11 protein-coding genes and 1 pseudogene are annotated in these 15705 nt (G+C 66.4%); 4 read left to right on the top strand and 8 right to left on the bottom strand.

Annotated features, from left to right (window positions below; all coding sequences use genetic code 11):
* Positions 1–48 precede the first annotated feature (48 nt).
* Positions 49–1269: a winged helix-turn-helix domain-containing protein gene (locus GA645_RS18680; protein WP_152224473.1), complete on the top strand. Its 1221-nt coding sequence runs from the start codon at positions 49–51 to the stop codon at positions 1267–1269.
* 36 nt (positions 1270–1305) lie between these two features.
* Here GA645_RS18680 and GA645_RS18675 read toward each other — a convergent pair whose 3' ends face one another.
* From GA645_RS18675 to GA645_RS18665, 3 genes are all read right to left on the bottom strand, one after another.
* Positions 1306–2067 carry a M48 family metalloprotease gene (locus tag GA645_RS18675; RefSeq protein ID WP_152224472.1) on the bottom strand — a complete coding sequence of 254 codons (762 nt, stop codon included), beginning with the start codon at positions 2065–2067 and terminating at the stop codon, positions 1306–1308.
* A gap of 131 nt (positions 2068–2198) precedes the next feature.
* Positions 2199–3545 carry a class II 3-deoxy-7-phosphoheptulonate synthase gene (locus tag GA645_RS18670; protein ID WP_152224471.1) on the bottom strand — a complete coding sequence of 449 codons (1347 nt, stop codon included), beginning with the start codon at positions 3543–3545 and terminating at the stop codon, positions 2199–2201.
* A gap of 316 nt (positions 3546–3861) precedes the next feature.
* On the bottom strand, positions 3862–5193 hold the full coding sequence (locus GA645_RS18665; RefSeq protein ID WP_152224470.1) for an NAD(P)/FAD-dependent oxidoreductase: 1332 nt from the start codon (positions 5191–5193) through the stop codon (positions 3862–3864).
* A gap of 194 nt (positions 5194–5387) precedes the next feature.
* Here GA645_RS18665 and GA645_RS18660 point away from each other — a divergent pair, with 194 nt between their 5' ends.
* Entirely contained in the window at positions 5388–6149 is a 762-nt protein-coding gene (locus GA645_RS18660) for a spermidine synthase (RefSeq protein WP_152224469.1), read from the top strand.
* A 15-nt stretch (positions 6150–6164) separates the two neighbouring features.
* Here the strand turns inward: GA645_RS18660 and GA645_RS18655 are convergent, their stop codons facing one another.
* From GA645_RS18655 to GA645_RS18645, 3 genes are all read right to left on the bottom strand, one after another.
* A complete protein-coding gene (locus GA645_RS18655) occupies positions 6165–7832 on the bottom strand; it encodes a ShlB/FhaC/HecB family hemolysin secretion/activation protein (RefSeq protein ID WP_152224468.1) in 1668 nt (555 codons plus the stop codon).
* A 71-nt stretch (positions 7833–7903) separates the two neighbouring features.
* On the bottom strand, positions 7904–9643 hold the full coding sequence (locus GA645_RS29195) for a collagen-like triple helix repeat-containing protein (protein WP_152224467.1): 1740 nt from the start codon (positions 9641–9643) through the stop codon (positions 7904–7906).
* Positions 9644–9898: 255 nt separating this feature from the next.
* On the bottom strand, positions 9899–10690 hold the full coding sequence (locus GA645_RS18645) for a crotonase/enoyl-CoA hydratase family protein (RefSeq protein WP_152224466.1): 792 nt from the start codon (positions 10688–10690) through the stop codon (positions 9899–9901).
* Between the two features lie 303 nt (positions 10691–10993).
* Here GA645_RS18645 and GA645_RS18640 point away from each other — a divergent pair.
* Positions 10994–12726: pseudogene (locus GA645_RS18640) on the top strand (DEAD/DEAH box helicase).
* 137 nt (positions 12727–12863) lie between these two features.
* Here GA645_RS18640 and GA645_RS18635 read toward each other — a convergent pair.
* The gene (locus tag GA645_RS18635) at positions 12864–13634 is read right to left on the bottom strand and encodes a class III extradiol ring-cleavage dioxygenase (protein ID WP_152224464.1); all 771 of its coding nucleotides are present in this window, start codon (positions 13632–13634) and stop codon (positions 12864–12866) included.
* Positions 13635–14012: 378 nt separating this feature from the next.
* On the opposite strand from GA645_RS18635, the gene GA645_RS18630 reads away from it, so the two are divergent.
* A complete protein-coding gene (locus GA645_RS18630) occupies positions 14013–14669 on the top strand; it encodes a thiopurine S-methyltransferase (RefSeq protein WP_152224463.1) in 657 nt (218 codons plus the stop codon).
* 56 nt (positions 14670–14725) lie between these two features.
* Here GA645_RS18630 and htpX read toward each other — a convergent pair whose 3' ends face one another.
* Positions 14726–15601, bottom strand: coding sequence for a protease HtpX (gene htpX / locus GA645_RS18625; protein WP_152224462.1), 876 nt, complete (start codon positions 15599–15601; stop codon positions 14726–14728).
* Positions 15602–15705 lie beyond the last annotated feature (104 nt).

Genomic DNA, 15705 nt, shown 5'->3' with positions numbered 1-15705 from the left:
GCGTTTTTGGCGCTAGGCTCTAGGGCTCTTCAGTCCTGGAGTGCACCGATGCCGATTGCCGACACGCTGTCCCTCAAGCAAGCCCGCCGCCTGGCCCTGGCCGCCCAGGGCTTCACCCTGCGCAGGCCGAATGGGGAAGTCCAGCGCCGCCATGTGCGCGGCCTGCTGGAGCGCCTGGGCGTACTGCAGATCGACTCGGTGAATGCGCTGGTGCGCTCGCATTACCTGCCTCTGTTCTCGCGCCTGGGCAACTACTCGCCGACCCTGCTGGAAGAGGCGGCCTGGAGTTCCGGGCGGCACCGGCGCCTGTTCGAGTACTGGGGGCACGAGGCTTCGCTCCTGCCACTGGAGCTCTATCCACTGATGCGCTGGCGCATGCGTCGCGCCGCCGATGGCCGTGGCATCTACCAGCAACTGGCACGCTTCGGTCGTGAGCAGCAGCCGGTGATCCAGCGCGTGCTGAACGCTGTGCGCGAGCAGGGCGCGCTGGGGGCCGGCAGCCTGAATACCCGCGAGGAACGCGCCGGGCCCTGGTGGGACTGGAGCGATGAGAAGCACGCGCTGGAATGGCTGTTCGCCGCAGGTGAAGTGACGGTGGCCGGACGCCGTGGATTCGAGCGGCTTTACGATCTGCCGGAGCGGGTTCTGCCACCCGCCGTCCTCGATCAACCCGACCTCGGGGAGACCGAGGCGCAGCGCCGGTTGCTGCTGCATTCGGCGCAGGCGTTGGGCGTTGCCACCGAGAAGGACCTGCGCGATTACTTCCGCTTGGAGCCAGCCGACAGCAAGGCGCGCCTGGCCGAGCTGGTGGAGGCGGGCGATTTGTTGGCGGTGCAGGTGCAGGATTGGCAGGCGCCGGGTTACTGCCTGGCCGATGCGGTCATTCCGCGCAAGGTGCGCGCCAGCGCCTTGCTTTCACCCTTCGACTCGCTGGTTTGGGAGCGCGCACGTACCGAGCGCCTGTTCGACTTTCGCTATCGTCTGGAGATCTACACGCCGCAGCACAAACGCGTCTACGGCTACTACGTGCTGCCCTTCCTGTTCGACGAGCACCTGGCGGCGCGGGTCGACCTGCGCTCCGATCGCGCGGCGGGAAAACTCATGGTGCATGCCGTCCATGAAGAGCCGAAGGGGCCGGGTGAGGAGGGTTGGATCGCATTGGCACAGCAACTCGACGAGATGGCGACCTGGCTGGGGCTGGAGCGTGTGGAAGTGAACTGTCGGCGGCCGTTGGGCGTGCGCTTGCAGGCACTGCTGGCTGAGGTGTGAAAGAGGATGAGCCTCGCAAGGAGGCTCGCCGGGACATCACTTGCCGCTGGCGATGCGCTGGCGGATGTGATCCGCGCGCTGCTGGGCGCCAGGGTGGGAGTCGAACATGCTGCTATCGGCGCCACCGTTCAGCTTGGCCAGCTTGTCGAATGCGCTGGCCAGACCTTCGAGCGGGATGCCGCGCTGCTTCAGCAGGTCGAAGGAGTAATCGTCGGCCGCCGACTCCTGGGACTGCGAGAACTGCGCGTTGATCAGCGCTTCACCGATTTCACCCAGCTGTGACTGCGACAGGGCGGCAACGGCGTTATTGCCCGTGGAGGCTGCAGCGGTGCGCGCGGCGGCAGCGGCGTAAGCGGTCTGGGTAGCCTTCTTCACGTGTCCGAGGGCGACGTGGCCGATCTCATGGCCGAGCACGCCTTCCACCTCGTTGTCGTTCATCAGGTCCATCAGGCCGGAATACACGCGGACGCAGCCGTTGGCCATGGCAAAGGCGTTGATGTCCTTGGCGATGTAGACCTTGTAGTCGATCGAGGTGCCGGTCAGCGGGTTGCCCAGGGCGGCGGCGATCTTGTCCAGGCGCTGGGTGTAGGGGCTGGAGGCCGGGGCAATCTGCGCCTCGGAGTCCATCTTGGCGCAGGCTTCGTCGGCCACCTGCTTGATTTCGGCGTCACTCAAAGTGGCGGCTTTCATCGCCATAAGGCCCGACTGCACGAGGCCGTCGGTGGACATGTTCTGGCAGCCGGAAAGCGCGGCGCTGGCGCCGATGAGCAGGGCGAGGAGGGAGCGGTGCAGGTACATCGAGGTCTTCCTGGGATTGACGGATGATCCGGTGTGCGGGGCGCACGAAGGGCGGCCACTCTAGGTAGGCGCCCTCGCGGAGGACAATCGAAGGAAGGAGGTTTGGGATTTATCCGGCGGCCTTGTCGGAACTAGCGGCGCACCTGCTTCAAGGTTTCCGCAATCAGGAAGGCCAGTTCCAGGGACTGGTCGGCATTCAGGCGCGGATCGCAGTGGGTGTGGTAGCGATCGCTCAGCCCGGCCTCGGTGATCGGACGGGCGCCGCCGATGCACTCGGTGACGTTCTGCCCGGTCATCTCGATGTGGATGCCGCCGGCGTAGCTGCCCTCGGCTTGGTGCACCTCGAAGAACTGCCGCACCTCGGTAAGCACGCGCGCGAAGTCGCGGGTCTTGTAGCCGCTGGAGGCCTTGATGGTGTTGCCGTGCATGGGGTCGGAGCTCCACAGCACCTGCTTGCCTTCGCGTTGCACAGTCTGGATCAGACGCGGCAGGCCATCGCCGACCTTGTCCGCGCCCATCCGTACGATGAGGTTGAGGCGGCCGGGGTCGTTGTCCGGGTTGAGGATGTCGATCAGGCGGATCAGCTCGTCGCTGTCCATGCTCGGGCCGACCTTCACGCCGATGGGGTTGCCGACGCCGCGCAGCATTTCCACATGGGCGCCATCGAGCTGGCGGGTGCGGTCGCCGATCCACAGCATGTGCGCCGAGCAGTCGTACCAGTCGCCGGTCAGGCTGTCACGGCGGATGAAGGCTTCCTCGTAATTTAGCAGCAGCGCTTCATGGGCGGTGAAGAAGCTGGTCTCGCGCAGCTGCGGCGCGGTGTCCAGGCCGCAGGCGCGCATGAAGGCGAGGGTTTCGTCGATGCGGTCGGCCAGTTGCTGGTAGCGCTCGGACAGCGCCGAGTTGGCGATGAAGACCAGGTTCCACTGGTGCACCTGGTGCAGGTCGGCGAAGCCGCCGCCAGCGAAGGCGCGCAGCAGGTTCAGCGAGGCGGTGGACTGGTGGTACGCCTGCAGCAGGCGCTCCGGGTCCGGCACGCGGCTCTTCTCGTCGAAGCCGATGCCGTTGACGATGTCGCCGCGGTAGGCGGGCAGGGTCACGCCGTCGATGGTTTCCTCGCCGGAGGAGCGCGGCTTGGCGAACTGGCCGGCCATGCGCCCGACTTTCACCACCGGGCAGCCGGCGGCGAAGGTCATCACCACGGCCATCTGCAGCAGCACCTTGAAGGTGTCGCGGATCTTTGCCGCGGAGAATTCGGCAAAGCTCTCGGCGCAGTCGCCACCTTGCAGCAGGAAGGCGCGTCCGGCGGTGACTTCGGCGAACTGCCGGCGCAGCTCGCGGGCTTCGCCGGCGAACACCAGCGGCGGGAAGCCGGCCAGGGTGCGCTCGATGTCGCCCAGGTGAGCGGGGTCAGGGTAGGCGGGTTGTTGCTGGATCGGCTTGCTTCTCCAGCTGTCGGGACTCCAGGGCAGGCTCATCGGTGGCTCGTTCGCGGCTAGGGGCGGTGAAGGCCATGGTATCAGCTCGCCCCGCGTGCGGCGCGCACTACGAACCTGTTAACGATCTGCTGCGCGTCGGCATAACTGCGTTAAAAACAGGCTCGGAAGCCGCTTGCGGCTAACGCACTTCAGTGCGGCCCCGCAGGGGCGAGCGTAGCGAGTACTGCTTATTTACCCTCCGCGTCCTCGCCTGTTTGATTCGCTGGCGCTCACCCTTCGGGCCAGCCTGCGGCTGTTACTCCCGTGGGTCGTTGCGCTTTGTTCTGCGCCAGCGTGCGAGATCGTAAACAGGTTCTCAGTGCGCCGGCAGCGGTTGCAGCGGGGCGGTGCGTGGCAGGTCGCGGCGCAGCTCGGCGATGTGCTCGCGCACGCTGCGCCGATAGCTGTCCTTGTCCACGTAGTGGGCCATGCGTTCCAGTGGCAGGTACTGGTAGCCGCCGTCGATGCGTTGCCCGGCGAGCATTCGCTTCACCTGGCGGAAGCGCTCGGCGGCCGGGTTGCCCGCCGCCAGCTGGCGGATGTACAGGGCAACCAGCTCGGCCTGTTCGGCACGCCCCTGCCAGCCCAGGCCCGAGGCTTCCAGCATGCCGAGGATGAACAGGTCGTCGTACTGCGGGTGGAAGGCGTTGAGGTACAGCTGCGGTGCGGCGCAGTCGCGGGGCCAGTTGAGCAGCCCGCGGTCGATGAAGGGGTAGTCCAGGTGGTAGCCGGTGGCGAGCAGGATCAGGTCGTACTCCTGGCGCTCGCCATCGCTGAACACCACGCGCTGACCCTCCAGGCTGCGCACATCGCGGCGGGCGCGGATGTCGCCGTGGGCGAGGTGATGCAGCACCAGCGAGTTCACCACCGGGTGCGATTCGTACAGGCGGTGGTCGGGATCGGGCAGGCCATAGTCCGACGGGCGTCCGATCAGCAGGCGCAGCAACGCCGCATCGAGCCGCTGCTTGAGCGGACGCGGCAGGCGGACCAGGCTGCCGAAGGTGTCGATCGGCCGACCCATGCAGAACTTGGGCAGGAAGTGGTAGCCACGTCGCACCGAGAGGTCCACCGAGCGTGCGCGATGCACGGCGTCCACCGCGATGTCACAGGCGGAGTTGCCGCAGCCGATGATCAGCACGCGCTTGCCGGCGAAGCAGTCGGCATCGCGGTACTGGCTGGCGTGGAGGATTTCGCCGCTGAACTCGCCGGGCAGCTCCGGCCGGTTGGGCATGTGCAGGGTGCCGTTGGCGATCAGCACGCCATCGAAAAGCCCCTCATGCACTTCGCCGTTGTGCTCGCAGCGCAGCCGCCAGCCGCGCTCCTGGCGGAGCAGGGCGGTGACCCGGGTGTTGAAGCGGTAGTGGGTGTGCAGGCCGTAGTGCTGGGCGTAGGCGTGAAGGTAGCGCAGTACCTGGGTGTGGTGCGGATAAGGGGGGACATCCATGTCCATGGGGAAGTCGTCGAACTGGGTCGTGCCCTTGGAGGAAATCAGGTGAGCGGAGTGATAAAGCGTGCTGTGCGGATTGTCGATGTCCCATAGCCCACCGACGTTGCCGTGCAATTCGAATCCGGTGAAGGGGATGCCGTACTTCTGCAGTTGGCGGGCGGCGGCAAGGCCGGCCGGACCCGCGCCGATAATGGCATACATGCTCGTTTGTGCCTCTTGGGCTGTTATTCTTGCGGCTTTCGGACCTGGCAGCCGCTTGCTGGCTGCTCAGGCTGTCCACGCCTGTTTTTGAAGGATTATCACGTGCTTCAGCCCTTGCAGTTCAATGGCAAACCGCGCCGTCTGTGCATCCTGGCGAGTCGCAATGTCACAGTCGCCTTCCTCGGGGCGCGCGCATGAGCGAGGAGCACCTGATCGAGGAGCGCCTGATCGTCGAGGAGCACGACGCCTTCGGTGTGATTCGCGTCGTGGAGAGCGGCGCCTTCCGTTACCTGGAGTTCGGCGACGAGGTCGAGCAGAGTTGCGTGCTGATGCAGGACCCCTGCTGGCTGGAGTACGACTACTCGCGGGCGATGCTGCTCGGCGCGCTGTGCCATGCGCGCCCGCGCCGCGCGCTGTTCCTGGGCTTTGGTGCCGGCAGCCTGACCCAGGCCTGCCTGAAGTACCTGCCGCTGGAGGAGGTGGAGGCCATCGAGCTGCGGCCATCGATTCCCCGGCTGGCCCGCGAGCACCTGGGACTGGGGGATGATCCACGGCTGAACCTGCGCGTCGGCGATGCGGTGGAGGAGTTGGAGCGCTGCGAGCCGGCGGACCTGATCTTCCTCGATCTGTACACCGACACCGGCCCCGCGCCGGCCCACATCGCCTGGGACTTCCTCGGCGCCTGCCGCGAGCGCCTGCGCCCCGGCGGCTGGCTGGTGATCAACCAGTGGAGCACCGACGATGGCCGTCCGCTGGGGGCGGCGCTGTTGCGTGGGCGCTTCCATCGTCACTACTGGGAATGCTCGGTGCCAGAGGGCAACGTGATCGTCTTCGTCCCCGCCGAGCTGGAGCAGGAACTCGATCTGCGGGCGCTGAAGAAGCGCGTGGCGAGCCTCGAACCGAAGCTCGGCTACTCGCTGCGCGGCTATATCGATTCGTTGTGCCCGGCGCAGTGAGCCGGGCAGGCGTCCTCAGGGAATCTGGTAGCTGAAGGCGAAGTTGAGGCGTGGGGTGCGCTCGTTGTTGTCCACCGCGCGATCACCAAACGGCTTGGCCACTTCCATCGACACCAGGTAGTGCTTGCGGTTGGTCAGACGCACGCCGACGGCCGCCGAGCCGAGCTGGGCGTCGGGCAGGCCATCCTGGGTGTAATGGGTGCGGGCAGTGTCCACCACGGCGTAGGGCTGGATCTGGTTGAGCACCACGCTCTGGCGCAGGAAGGAGTAATTCACCTCGTAGGCCGCGCCCCAGCCCTTGTCTCCGCTGGCCTGGTCGTCCGGGTAGCCGCGGCCGAAGTTGGCGCCGCCGTAGGTGACCTGTTCGGAGTCGGGCAGCACGTCGTCGGTCCACTGGAAGCCGGCGGTGACGACGCCTTGCCAGCGATCGGTGAACTGATCCTGCTGGGCGCCGTAGCCCTGTATGCGGGTGAAGTCCTTGCGCACCGGCGCCTCGGTCTCCGCCCCCATTCCGTTCAGGCCCTGGAAGATCGCCAGGCTCCCGGCGCGCACGCGCTTGGCGGCGAACTGCTGGACCACGGTATCCACGCCGACGACGCGCAGCTTGCTCTTCTGCTCGATGCTGTAGGGGATGTTCGGCACCACCAGGTCGTAGCGGTTGGTGTCGTTCACCGTGTAGCCGCGAAGGTTCATGTCCCAGGTCAGGTCGCGGCGCAGCACCAGCGGGATGCCGAGCCCCGCATTGACCCGCTCGTTCTCCCGCTTGCGAGCGAACTCCAGGCCGTTGGCCAGCCGCAGGTGGTCTTCCGGGCTTGAGTTGTAGTGGCTGTAGCCGGCGGTCAGCTGCAGGCCGTTGTCACCCAGCAGCTGGCTGTAGTTCCAGGCGCGGTAGTACTCGTGGTCCTGGCCCGGCGGGTAGAGGTAGTTGAATTGCAGCTGTTCGCCCAGGCCGAGCATCGACATCACCTCGGCGGAAAGCAGGCCGCGCTGTTCGCCATGGCGTGAGTCGAGGTTGGCACCGGTATTGAAGCGCTTGCTCTGCCCGGCCAGCTCCAGCACCGCGCCGCCGTCGCTGGTGGTCGGTGGATTGAGCACCATCGCCAGTTGCAGGCCCGGTACGCGGCTCATCAGGACGCTGAAGCGTTCGAAGCTTGCGCGGGTCAGCGGCCGTTCGCTCTTCAGGCGGGCGATCCAGCGGTCCACGCGAGCCTGGTGAGCGCCCACGTCGCCACTGCTGCGCACCTCCTTGATATGGCCCTCGACCAGTACGATGCGCGCGACACCGCCACGGAAGTCCTGGTTGGGTACGTAGGCGAAGGAGATGAAGAACCCGTCGTCCTGGTAATGCTGGGTGATGGCCTTGGCCGCCGTCACCAGTTCGCTGACCTGGATCGGCCGCTGGGTCAGCGGCTCCAGCAGCGTGCGCCAGGTGTCCAGCGGGTAGTGGCCACCACCGGCGATTTCGATGCGCTTGAGCTGGATGCGCTTCTGCAGGATCTGGCCGGGCTGTTCGGCCGCCGGGGCGGGCGCGCTGACCTTGGGAGCGGTGGGGCGCAGTTCGCCGCCGGGGAGGTTGGGGCGGGGCAGGGTCTGTTCGATATCGGACCCGGGGATCTGGACCGGACGTTCAGCCCAGACGAGGGGGCTGGCCAACAACAGGGTGAGGGCGGCGAGTCTGCGCATCTGGCTCCTCCATGGGACCGACTTCAGCGGGGACCAGGAGCCTCTGGCGGCTCCTGGCTACAGGGGAGGGATTACTGGTGGGGAGTCCCGACGCCAACCCCCAGGCCGGCCCCGAGGCCACCGAGAGTGCCGCCGACCGCGCCCAACAGCCCGCCCTGGGGCGTGGTGCCGCCAGTGCTGCCGACACCGGCACCCACGGCAACTCCCGTGCCCTGCGGGGTGCTATTGGTACCGACCCCGGCCCCTGCCGCCAGGCCGCCGGTGCCGGTCACGCCGCTGACCGTATTGGTGACGCCATTGAGCAGACCGCCAGCCGGGGCGCTGGCACCGGTCGTGCCGCCCAGGGGGGCGGTAAGGCCGCCGACTGTGCTGGCGACGCCATTTACCAGGCCTCCGACCGGATTGCTGCCAGCCGTCGTGCCACCCAGGGAGCTGGTGACGGTCCCGACTGTGCCGGTCACGCCATTGACCAGCCCGCCAACCGGGTTGCTGCCACCGGCCGCTGCGCCCAGGCCGCCAGTTGCGGTGCCCACCGCGCCTGTTACGCCGCCGACCAGCCCGCCGACCGGGTTGCTGGCGCCGGCCGTAGCCCCCAGGGAGCCAGTGACAGTACCCACCGTGTTGGATACACCGCCGAGCAGTCCACCAACTGGATTGCTGCCAGCTGTCGTGCTGCCACTGACCAGGCCGCCGGCATCGCTGACTGCCTGACCCGTATTGCTGACGACTGCGCCGACGGGGGCCAGCGCCGGACTCTGGCTGGCTACCTGGTTGCCTGTCTGGGTCACTGCGGTGCCGACGGTGGTCAACAGGTTGTTCACCGGCGCGCCCAGGGTGGTGGTTGCGCCCACGGTCCTGGTGGTGTTCTCGACCGTGCCCGCCAGGCCTTTGGTTGTGCCGCTGAGTTGTGTGGTCAGTTGGCTCAGTGGGCCGGTGGTGACTGCGCCGGTGAGGGAGTCACCGAGCATGGTGATCTGGTTGCCGACGCCGTTCACCACGCCGCCGACCTGGCCGGTGGCGCCGTTGAGCGGGGTGCTGGCCAGCAGAGGGCCGTCGCCGACCGCGGCCACCGTGCCGCCGAGGCTGCTGACTGCCTTGCCGGTATGGCTGACCAGGTTGGTCGGGCCGGCCACCGTGATGCCGATGGCGTTGGGATTGTTGCTCAGGTTACCCAGGCCGTCGGTGACGCCTTCGCCAATGTGATCCACGCCGGCGGCAACCTGCTGGATGACGCCGCCAGCATTGTTGGTAACGCCGCTGCCAACCAGCGGAACGTCGATGTTCTTGACTGCGCCACCCACGTTGCCGACGGTGTCGCCGACGCCGGACACGACCTGGCCGGTCTCGCTCAGGACGTTGCTGGTGGCGAGGTTGGGGGTGGTGCTGCCGCCGCCGGTACCACCATCGGTGCCTCCGGTGCCTCCGGTGCTGCCAGTGCTCCCGGTTCCGCCAGTATTGCCGGTGCCACCAGTGCTGCCACCCGTGCCGCCAGTGGTACCACCAATGCCACCGGTACCGCCAAGTGTGCCGGTGCCAGCCGTACCGCCCGATCCTCCCGTGCCCGTCGTACCGCCGGTGCTGCCGCCCGCACTGCCATCGCTGCCACCCGTGCCGGCACTGGCGTCGCTGCCGCCACTGGCACTGCTGCCATCGCTGCTGCCGGTTGTGCCCGAGCCGCCAGTGCCCGCGGCGGCGTCCTGGGAGCTGCTGCCGGAACTGTGATGACTACCGCCACCGTGACTGCTGCATCCCTGCAGCGACATGGCGGCAACCAGAAGAGACAGTGCGAAGATGCGAATCGGGCCTGACATGCGAGTTCCTCCTTGAGGGACTAAATCCAGCGCGGCTCGAACGGTAGTTCCGGCGAGTCACTGCGCTGCGCTCGATGTCAGTTCTAGAGATTTGTTTCTGATCGCGTAATTGGAACTTGTATATAGTCGTTTTGTTGTTTTTATGTTGTTGATTTTTAAGGAGAAAACTTTGTGGTTATATGGATTTTTCGAACGATTTTAATACCTTGGATATAGCGCTTTCTGTGCGGGCCTGGAGTGCGTTCCAGTCCCCACTCATTTTCCGCTGAAGCGTCCTTCGCGTTTTTCCTGCATGGCCTTGAACCCTTCCTGGGCGTCTTCGCTGGACAACAGGCGGCTGGCCATCGCGGGCAATTCGCGCGCGGCGGCCAGTTCGCCCTCGTCCAGGCATTTGCGGGCTGACGCCAGGGTGGCGCGAATGCCCAGCGGTGCCTGGGCCGCGACCCGTTGGGCCATCCACAGGGCGCGGGGCATCAGTTCCTCGGGTGCGGTGACTTCCTGGACCAGCCCCAGGCGGCATGCTTCGTGGGCATCGAACTGGTCGCCGGTAAGCAGCCAGCGCATCGCATTGCCCCAACCCGCCACCTGGTGCAGGCGTAGCGTTGCGCCGCCGAAGGGGAAGATGCCGCGCTGCACTTCCAGCTGGGCGAAGCGAGCGTTGCTGGCGCAGAGGTTGATATCCGCCGCCAGCATCAGCTCGATGCCGAGGGTGAAGCAGTAGCCCTGGGCGGCGACCATCAAGGGTTTGGTCAGGCGGGGCCCGCCGAAGGTGCCCCAGGGGTCCACTGCGCCATTGGGCAACTGCCAGCCCGTGCGGAAGGTTTCGCTGACATTGCCCAGGTCGAGCCCGGCGGTGAAGTGGTCGCCGTGGGCGAACACCAGGGCGCAGCGCAACTGATCGTCACGCTCGTACTCGCCCAGGGCGAGCACCAGCTGGTTGAGCATGTCCAGGTCGAAGGCATTGCGCTTGTCGACCCGGTTCAGGCCGAGCAGCAGGACATGGTCGTGGCGTTCGCGGGTGATGCGGGGCTCGCTGCTGGGCTTCATCGGTGGCATCCGGCGGGGAGGGGCCTGCTCGGTATAGTCGGCGTTGCCGGCCTCGTCCAGACGCGACCGTTCGCCGGTCCTTGTCTGAAAATCCGCACATGACGGACGATTTTCCGGTATGATGCGCGCCGGCCAAGCTAAGGCCCCGTTTCGGATCCCGCATTTTTCGGTGTTTTCACACGCTGTCTGTGCGTCCGCTGTGCGGACTTCCTTGACGTATTCTTCCAATCTTCATTTCGCAAATCCCCGCTTCCAGCTGCCTGGGTGACTTCATTGTCGTACAGGGCATGCGCAGCTCGGCTATTGGGTCTTTGCGGATGTACTTAGAGGCAAAACCCATGACCCAGGAAACCGCCGGCTTCGCCGCGCTCGGTATTCACCCCAGTATTCTCGCTGCCATTGCCGCTGTCGGTTACGAAGAGCCGTCGCCGATCCAGGCCCAGTCGATCCCGGTGATCCTCGAAGGCCACGACATGATCGGCCAGGCCCAGACCGGTACCGGCAAGACCGCTGCCTTTGCGCTGCCGCTGCTGTCGAAGATCGAACCGAGCCGCCGCGTACCCCAGGTGTTGGTGCTGGTTCCGACCCGCGAGCTGGCCCTGCAGGTTGCTACCGCTTGCGAAACCTACTCCAAGCAGATGCCGGGCGTTGGCGTCGTCGCCGTTTACGGTGGCGCCCCCATGGGCCCGCAGCTGAAGGCTCTGCGCCAGGGCGCCCAGGTTCTGGTCGCCACGCCGGGCCGTCTGTGCGACCACCTGCGTCGCGACGAGAACCTGCTCTCCACCGTCGAGCGCCTGGTCCTCGACGAAGCGGACGAGATGCTCAAGCTCGGCTTCATGGATGACCTCGAAGTGATCTTCGAAGCCATGCCGGCCAGCCGCCAGACCGTGCTGTTCTCCGCGACCCTGCCGGCCTCGATCCGCAGCATCGCCGAACGCCACCTGAAAGAGCCCAAGCACGTCCGCATCGCTGCCAAGACCCAGACCGTCGCCCGCATCGAGCAGGTGCACCTGATGGTCCACGCCGACCAGAAGCCGGCCTCGATCCTGCGTCTGCTGGAAGTCGAGCAGTTCGACGCCCTGATCGGCTTCGTCCGCACCAAGCAGGCCACCCTGGACATCGCCGAGTTGCTCGAGCGCCAGGGCTACCGTGCCGCCGCGCTGAACGGCGACATGCCGCAGGCCCAGCGTGAGCGCGTGATCGAGTCCCTGAAGGACGGCTCGCTGGACATCGTCATCGCCACCGACGTCGCCGCCCGCGGCCTCGACGTGGCGCGCATCACCCACGTACTGAACGTGGACATGCCCTACGATCCGGAATCCTACGTACACCGTATCGGCCGTACCGGCCGTGCCGGTCGCGAAGGCCGCGCCCTGCTGCTGGTGACTCCGCGCGAGCGCCGCATGCTGCAGGTGATCGAGCGTGTGACCGGTCAGAAGGTCGGCGAAGTTCGCCTGCCGGACGCCGACACCGTGCTCGAAGCGCGCCTGAACCGCCTGGCCACCGGCCTGCAACCGCTGCTGGCCAACGCCGTTGCCAGCCGTGGCGCCGTACGTGACGAGCTGTGCCGTCGCCTGGGTACCGACATGGACACCCTGGCTGCCGTGCTGCTGGCCAAGCTGACCGAAGGCAAGGCGCTGGACCTGGAATCGGTTCGCCGCGAACAGCCGCTGACCCCGGCCGCCCCGCGTGAGCGCAGCGACCGTTACGAGCGCAGCGAGCGTGGTGATCGTCCTGAGCGCGGCGACCGTCCGGAACGCAGCGGCGCGCCCCGCACGATGGCCCCGCCGTCGGAAGGCAAGTCCCGTTGCCGTACCGCCCTGGGCGCCCGTGATGGCGTGCAGGCGAAGAACCTGCTGGGCGCCATCCTCAACGAGGGCGGCCTGTCCCGCGAGGCCATCGGCCGTATCCAGATCCGCGAGACCTTCAGCCTGATCGAGCTGCCGGAAGAGAACCTCGACCGCCTGCTGACCAAGCTCAAGGACACCCGCGTCGCTGGCAAGGCGCTGCGCCTGCGCCGCTACCGCGAAGACTGATCCGTCAGTCTCCCGCGCATGAAAAAGCCCCGCCTTGGCGGGGCTTTTTCGTTTCCAGGGTTTGGGGTGGCTTTCCCTGTAGGAGCGGGCCATGCCCGCGATCGCGCCTATGGGGCGCTCCTGCAGGTCAGTGAGCTTCAGCCGAAGCGGTAGATATCCATGCCCAGCGCGCCGAGGGTGAAGCCGGCGTGCTCCACGGTCATCGGTGTACCGCCTGCTCCACGGGCAAAGTACAGCGGCAGCAGGTGTTCGTCGCTGGGGTGATTGCGGGTGGCCCAGGGTGCCTGCTTGCGGTAGTCGAACAGTGCGGCGTCATCGTTGGCGGCCAGGCGATCGCCCATCCAGTCGCGGAAGGCCTTGGCCCAGGGCTCGATGACCTCCGGCCCGGCACGCCAGTTCAGCTCGCCCAGGTTATGGGTGATGCTGCCCGAGCCGATCAGCAGGATGCCTTCCTCACGCAGTGCCTGCAGCGCCTTGCCGACGCGGTCCTGCATCTGCGGGCCGAGGCGGGTGGGCAGCGACAGTTGCACCACCGGAATGTCCGCCTGCGGGTACATCAGGCTCAGCGGTACCCAGGTGCCGTGGTCCAGCGGGCGTTCGGCGTCGAGGGTGGCCGGCAGGCCGTCCTTCGCCAGCAGCTCGGCAACCCGGGCTGCCAGCGCCGGTGAGCCGGCGGCTGGGTACTGTACGGCGTAGAGTTCCGCCGGGAAGCCGTAGAAGTCGTGCCAGGTCGCCGGCTGGGCAGCGGCGGTGACGCGCAGGTCCGGAGTTTCCCAGTGGGCGGAAACCACCAGAATCGCTTTGGGCCTTGGCAGTTCGTGGGCCAGGCGCTTGAGTGGAGCGTCGCTGGCGCCGGGGTCCAGGGCCAGCATGGGGGAGCCGTGGGAGATGAACAGGGTAGGCAGCATGATGAACCTCGCTACATGGATGACCCTATCTTCTCGCTGGAACAGATCGAAGACCAGTATGGGTTTTCGACCGGAATGATCGACTTCAGAGATGCGTTGCTGCCGCACCGTCAGTGCCGGGCGCTCGGAATGCCAACTGAGTTGCAGATCAGTCGGGCGGGCTGTTGCTGGGTGTATTTGGAGGATGTCTGTCGGTCGATGCGGTAGAGTTTGTGGAAATTTCCGAAGCAGATGGCGTGTTCAGTCGTGCAGCAGGTCGGCCCGGTAGGGCGAGCCAGCGCGACAGACGTGCGTCGAGGTGGAAGATTTGGCGCGAGGGGTGGTGCCGGGTGGCACTGCTGACTGCCTCGCGTGGCGCAGCAATCGAGCAGGTGCTTCATGCAACATGAATTCTGGCAGGCGCGCTGGGCGCGCAATGAGATTGGCTTTCACCAGCAGAAGGTGAACCCTGGTCTGGATCGTCAGTGGGCGACCCTGGGTGTGCCAGTGGAGTCGCAGGTGCTGGTACCGATGTGCGGCAAGAGCCTGGACATGCTCTGGCTGGCGCAATGGGGCTATCGCGTGCTGGGCGTCGAGCTGGCGGAGCGCGCCGCAGTGGACTTCTTCGCCGAGCTGGGCGTCGAGCCGGAGATCACCGAGGAGGGGACGCTGCGCCGCTACCGTTTCGAGCGGCTGGAGATTCTCCAGGGCGATATCTTCGATGTCACCGCCGGGCAGGTGGCCGACTGCTGCGCCCTGTACGACCGCGCGGCGCTGATCGCGCTGCCGGAGGACATGCGCGCTGATTACTCGATCCACCTGCAGCGCATACTGCCGCAGCAGATGCGCGGGCTGCTGGTCACCCTGGAGTATCCGCAGGCGGAAATGGACGGGCCGCCCTTTGCGGTGCTGGATGACGAGGTGCGCCGGCACTTCGCCGAGGGTTGGCAGGTCGATGAGCTGGAGCGCGTCGATGTGTTGACCGAGAGTCCCAAGTTCCTCAAGAACGGCGTCACCCGGCTCGACGAGGTGGTATTCGCGCTGCGACGCGGCTGACTCGCCGGCATGAAAAAGGGCGACCCGAGGGTCGCCCTTTTTTGTTGCTTCGAGCCTTAGCGAGCAGCGGCGCGCAGGGCTTCGATGCGGTCTTCCAGCGGCGGGTGGCTCATGAGCAGGCCGGCGAGGCCGTGCTTGAGATTGCCGTTGATGCCGAAGGCCTGCAGCGTGTCGGGCATCTGCACCGGCACGCCCTGTTCGGCGCGCAGGCGTTGCAGGGCGGCGATCATCGCGCCGGTGCTGGCCAGGCGAGCGCCGGCTTCGTCGGCGCGGTATTCGCGTTTGCGCGAGAACCACATGACGATGATGCTGGCCAGGATGCCCAGGACCAGTTCGGCGAAGATGGTCGCGATGAAGTAGCCGATGCCTGGGCCGTCTTCGTTCTTCAGGATGGCCTTGTCGACGAAGTTGCCGAAGATGCGCGCGAAGAACATCACGAAGGTGTTCACCACGCCCTGGATCAGCGCCAGGGTGACCATGTCGCCGTTGGCCACGTGGCCGATCTCGTGGGCCAGCACGGCTTTGACTTCTTCAGGCGAGAAGCGCTCCAGCAGGCCCTGGCTGACCGCGACCAGTGCGTCGTTGCGGTTCCAGCCGGTGGCGAAGGCGTTGGCTTCGTAGGCGGGGAAGATGCCCACTTCCGGCATCTTGATGCCGGCCTCGCGGGACAGCTCTTCCACGGTCTGCAGCAGCCACTGCTCATGACGGGTGCGCGGCTGGCTGATGATCTCGGTGCCGGTGCTCATCTTCGCCATCCACTTGGAGATGAACAGCGAAACCAGGGAGCCGGCGAAGCCGAAGACGGCGCAGAAGATCAGAAGGCTACCGTAATTCTGGCCGGTGAATCGGTCCACGCCGAGCAGTTTCAGGGTGATGCTGGCGATCACCAGAACTGCCAGGTTGGTGGCCAGGAACAACAGGATGCGCATCATGGCGTAAAGCTTCTCCTCACGGCTGGATTAGGGGAGAACCACTTGGGAGCGCGGCTCTCCGGATCGCTGGGCACATCGGAACCCAGGATCGCTCAATAGTATGC

This window comes from Pseudomonas sp. SCB32 (genome assembly GCF_009189165.1).
GTDB lineage: Bacteria > Pseudomonadota > Gammaproteobacteria > Pseudomonadales > Pseudomonadaceae > Pseudomonas.
The sequence above is the reverse complement of the archived record's forward strand: the minus strand, read 5'-3'. Positions and strand labels throughout refer to the sequence as shown.

Coding starts and splice junctions, on each gene's coding strand:
- GA645_RS18670 (WP_152224471.1), bottom strand. CDS start 3,545: ATGAGCCTGCCCTGGAGTCCCGACAGCTGGAGAAGCAAGCCGATCCAG.
- GA645_RS18655 (WP_152224468.1), bottom strand. CDS start 7,832: ATGCGCAGACTCGCCGCCCTCACCCTGTTGTTGGCCAGCCCCCTCGTC.
- htpX (WP_152224462.1), bottom strand. CDS start 15,601: ATGATGCGCATCCTGTTGTTCCTGGCCACCAACCTGGCAGTTCTGGTG.
- GA645_RS18665 (WP_152224470.1), bottom strand. CDS start 5,193: ATGTATGCCATTATCGGCGCGGGTCCGGCCGGCCTTGCCGCCGCCCGC.
- GA645_RS18635 (WP_152224464.1), bottom strand. CDS start 13,634: ATGCTGCCTACCCTGTTCATCTCCCACGGCTCCCCCATGCTGGCCCTG.
- GA645_RS18675 (WP_152224472.1), bottom strand. CDS start 2,067: ATGTACCTGCACCGCTCCCTCCTCGCCCTGCTCATCGGCGCCAGCGCC.
- GA645_RS18645 (WP_152224466.1), bottom strand. CDS start 10,690: ATGAAGCCCAGCAGCGAGCCCCGCATCACCCGCGAACGCCACGACCAT.
- GA645_RS18630 (WP_152224463.1), top strand. CDS start 14,013: ATGCAACATGAATTCTGGCAGGCGCGCTGGGCGCGCAATGAGATTGGC.
- GA645_RS29195 (WP_152224467.1), bottom strand. CDS start 9,643: ATGTCAGGCCCGATTCGCATCTTCGCACTGTCTCTTCTGGTTGCCGCC.
- GA645_RS18680 (WP_152224473.1), top strand. CDS start 49: ATGCCGATTGCCGACACGCTGTCCCTCAAGCAAGCCCGCCGCCTGGCC.
- GA645_RS18660 (WP_152224469.1), top strand. CDS start 5,388: ATGAGCGAGGAGCACCTGATCGAGGAGCGCCTGATCGTCGAGGAGCAC.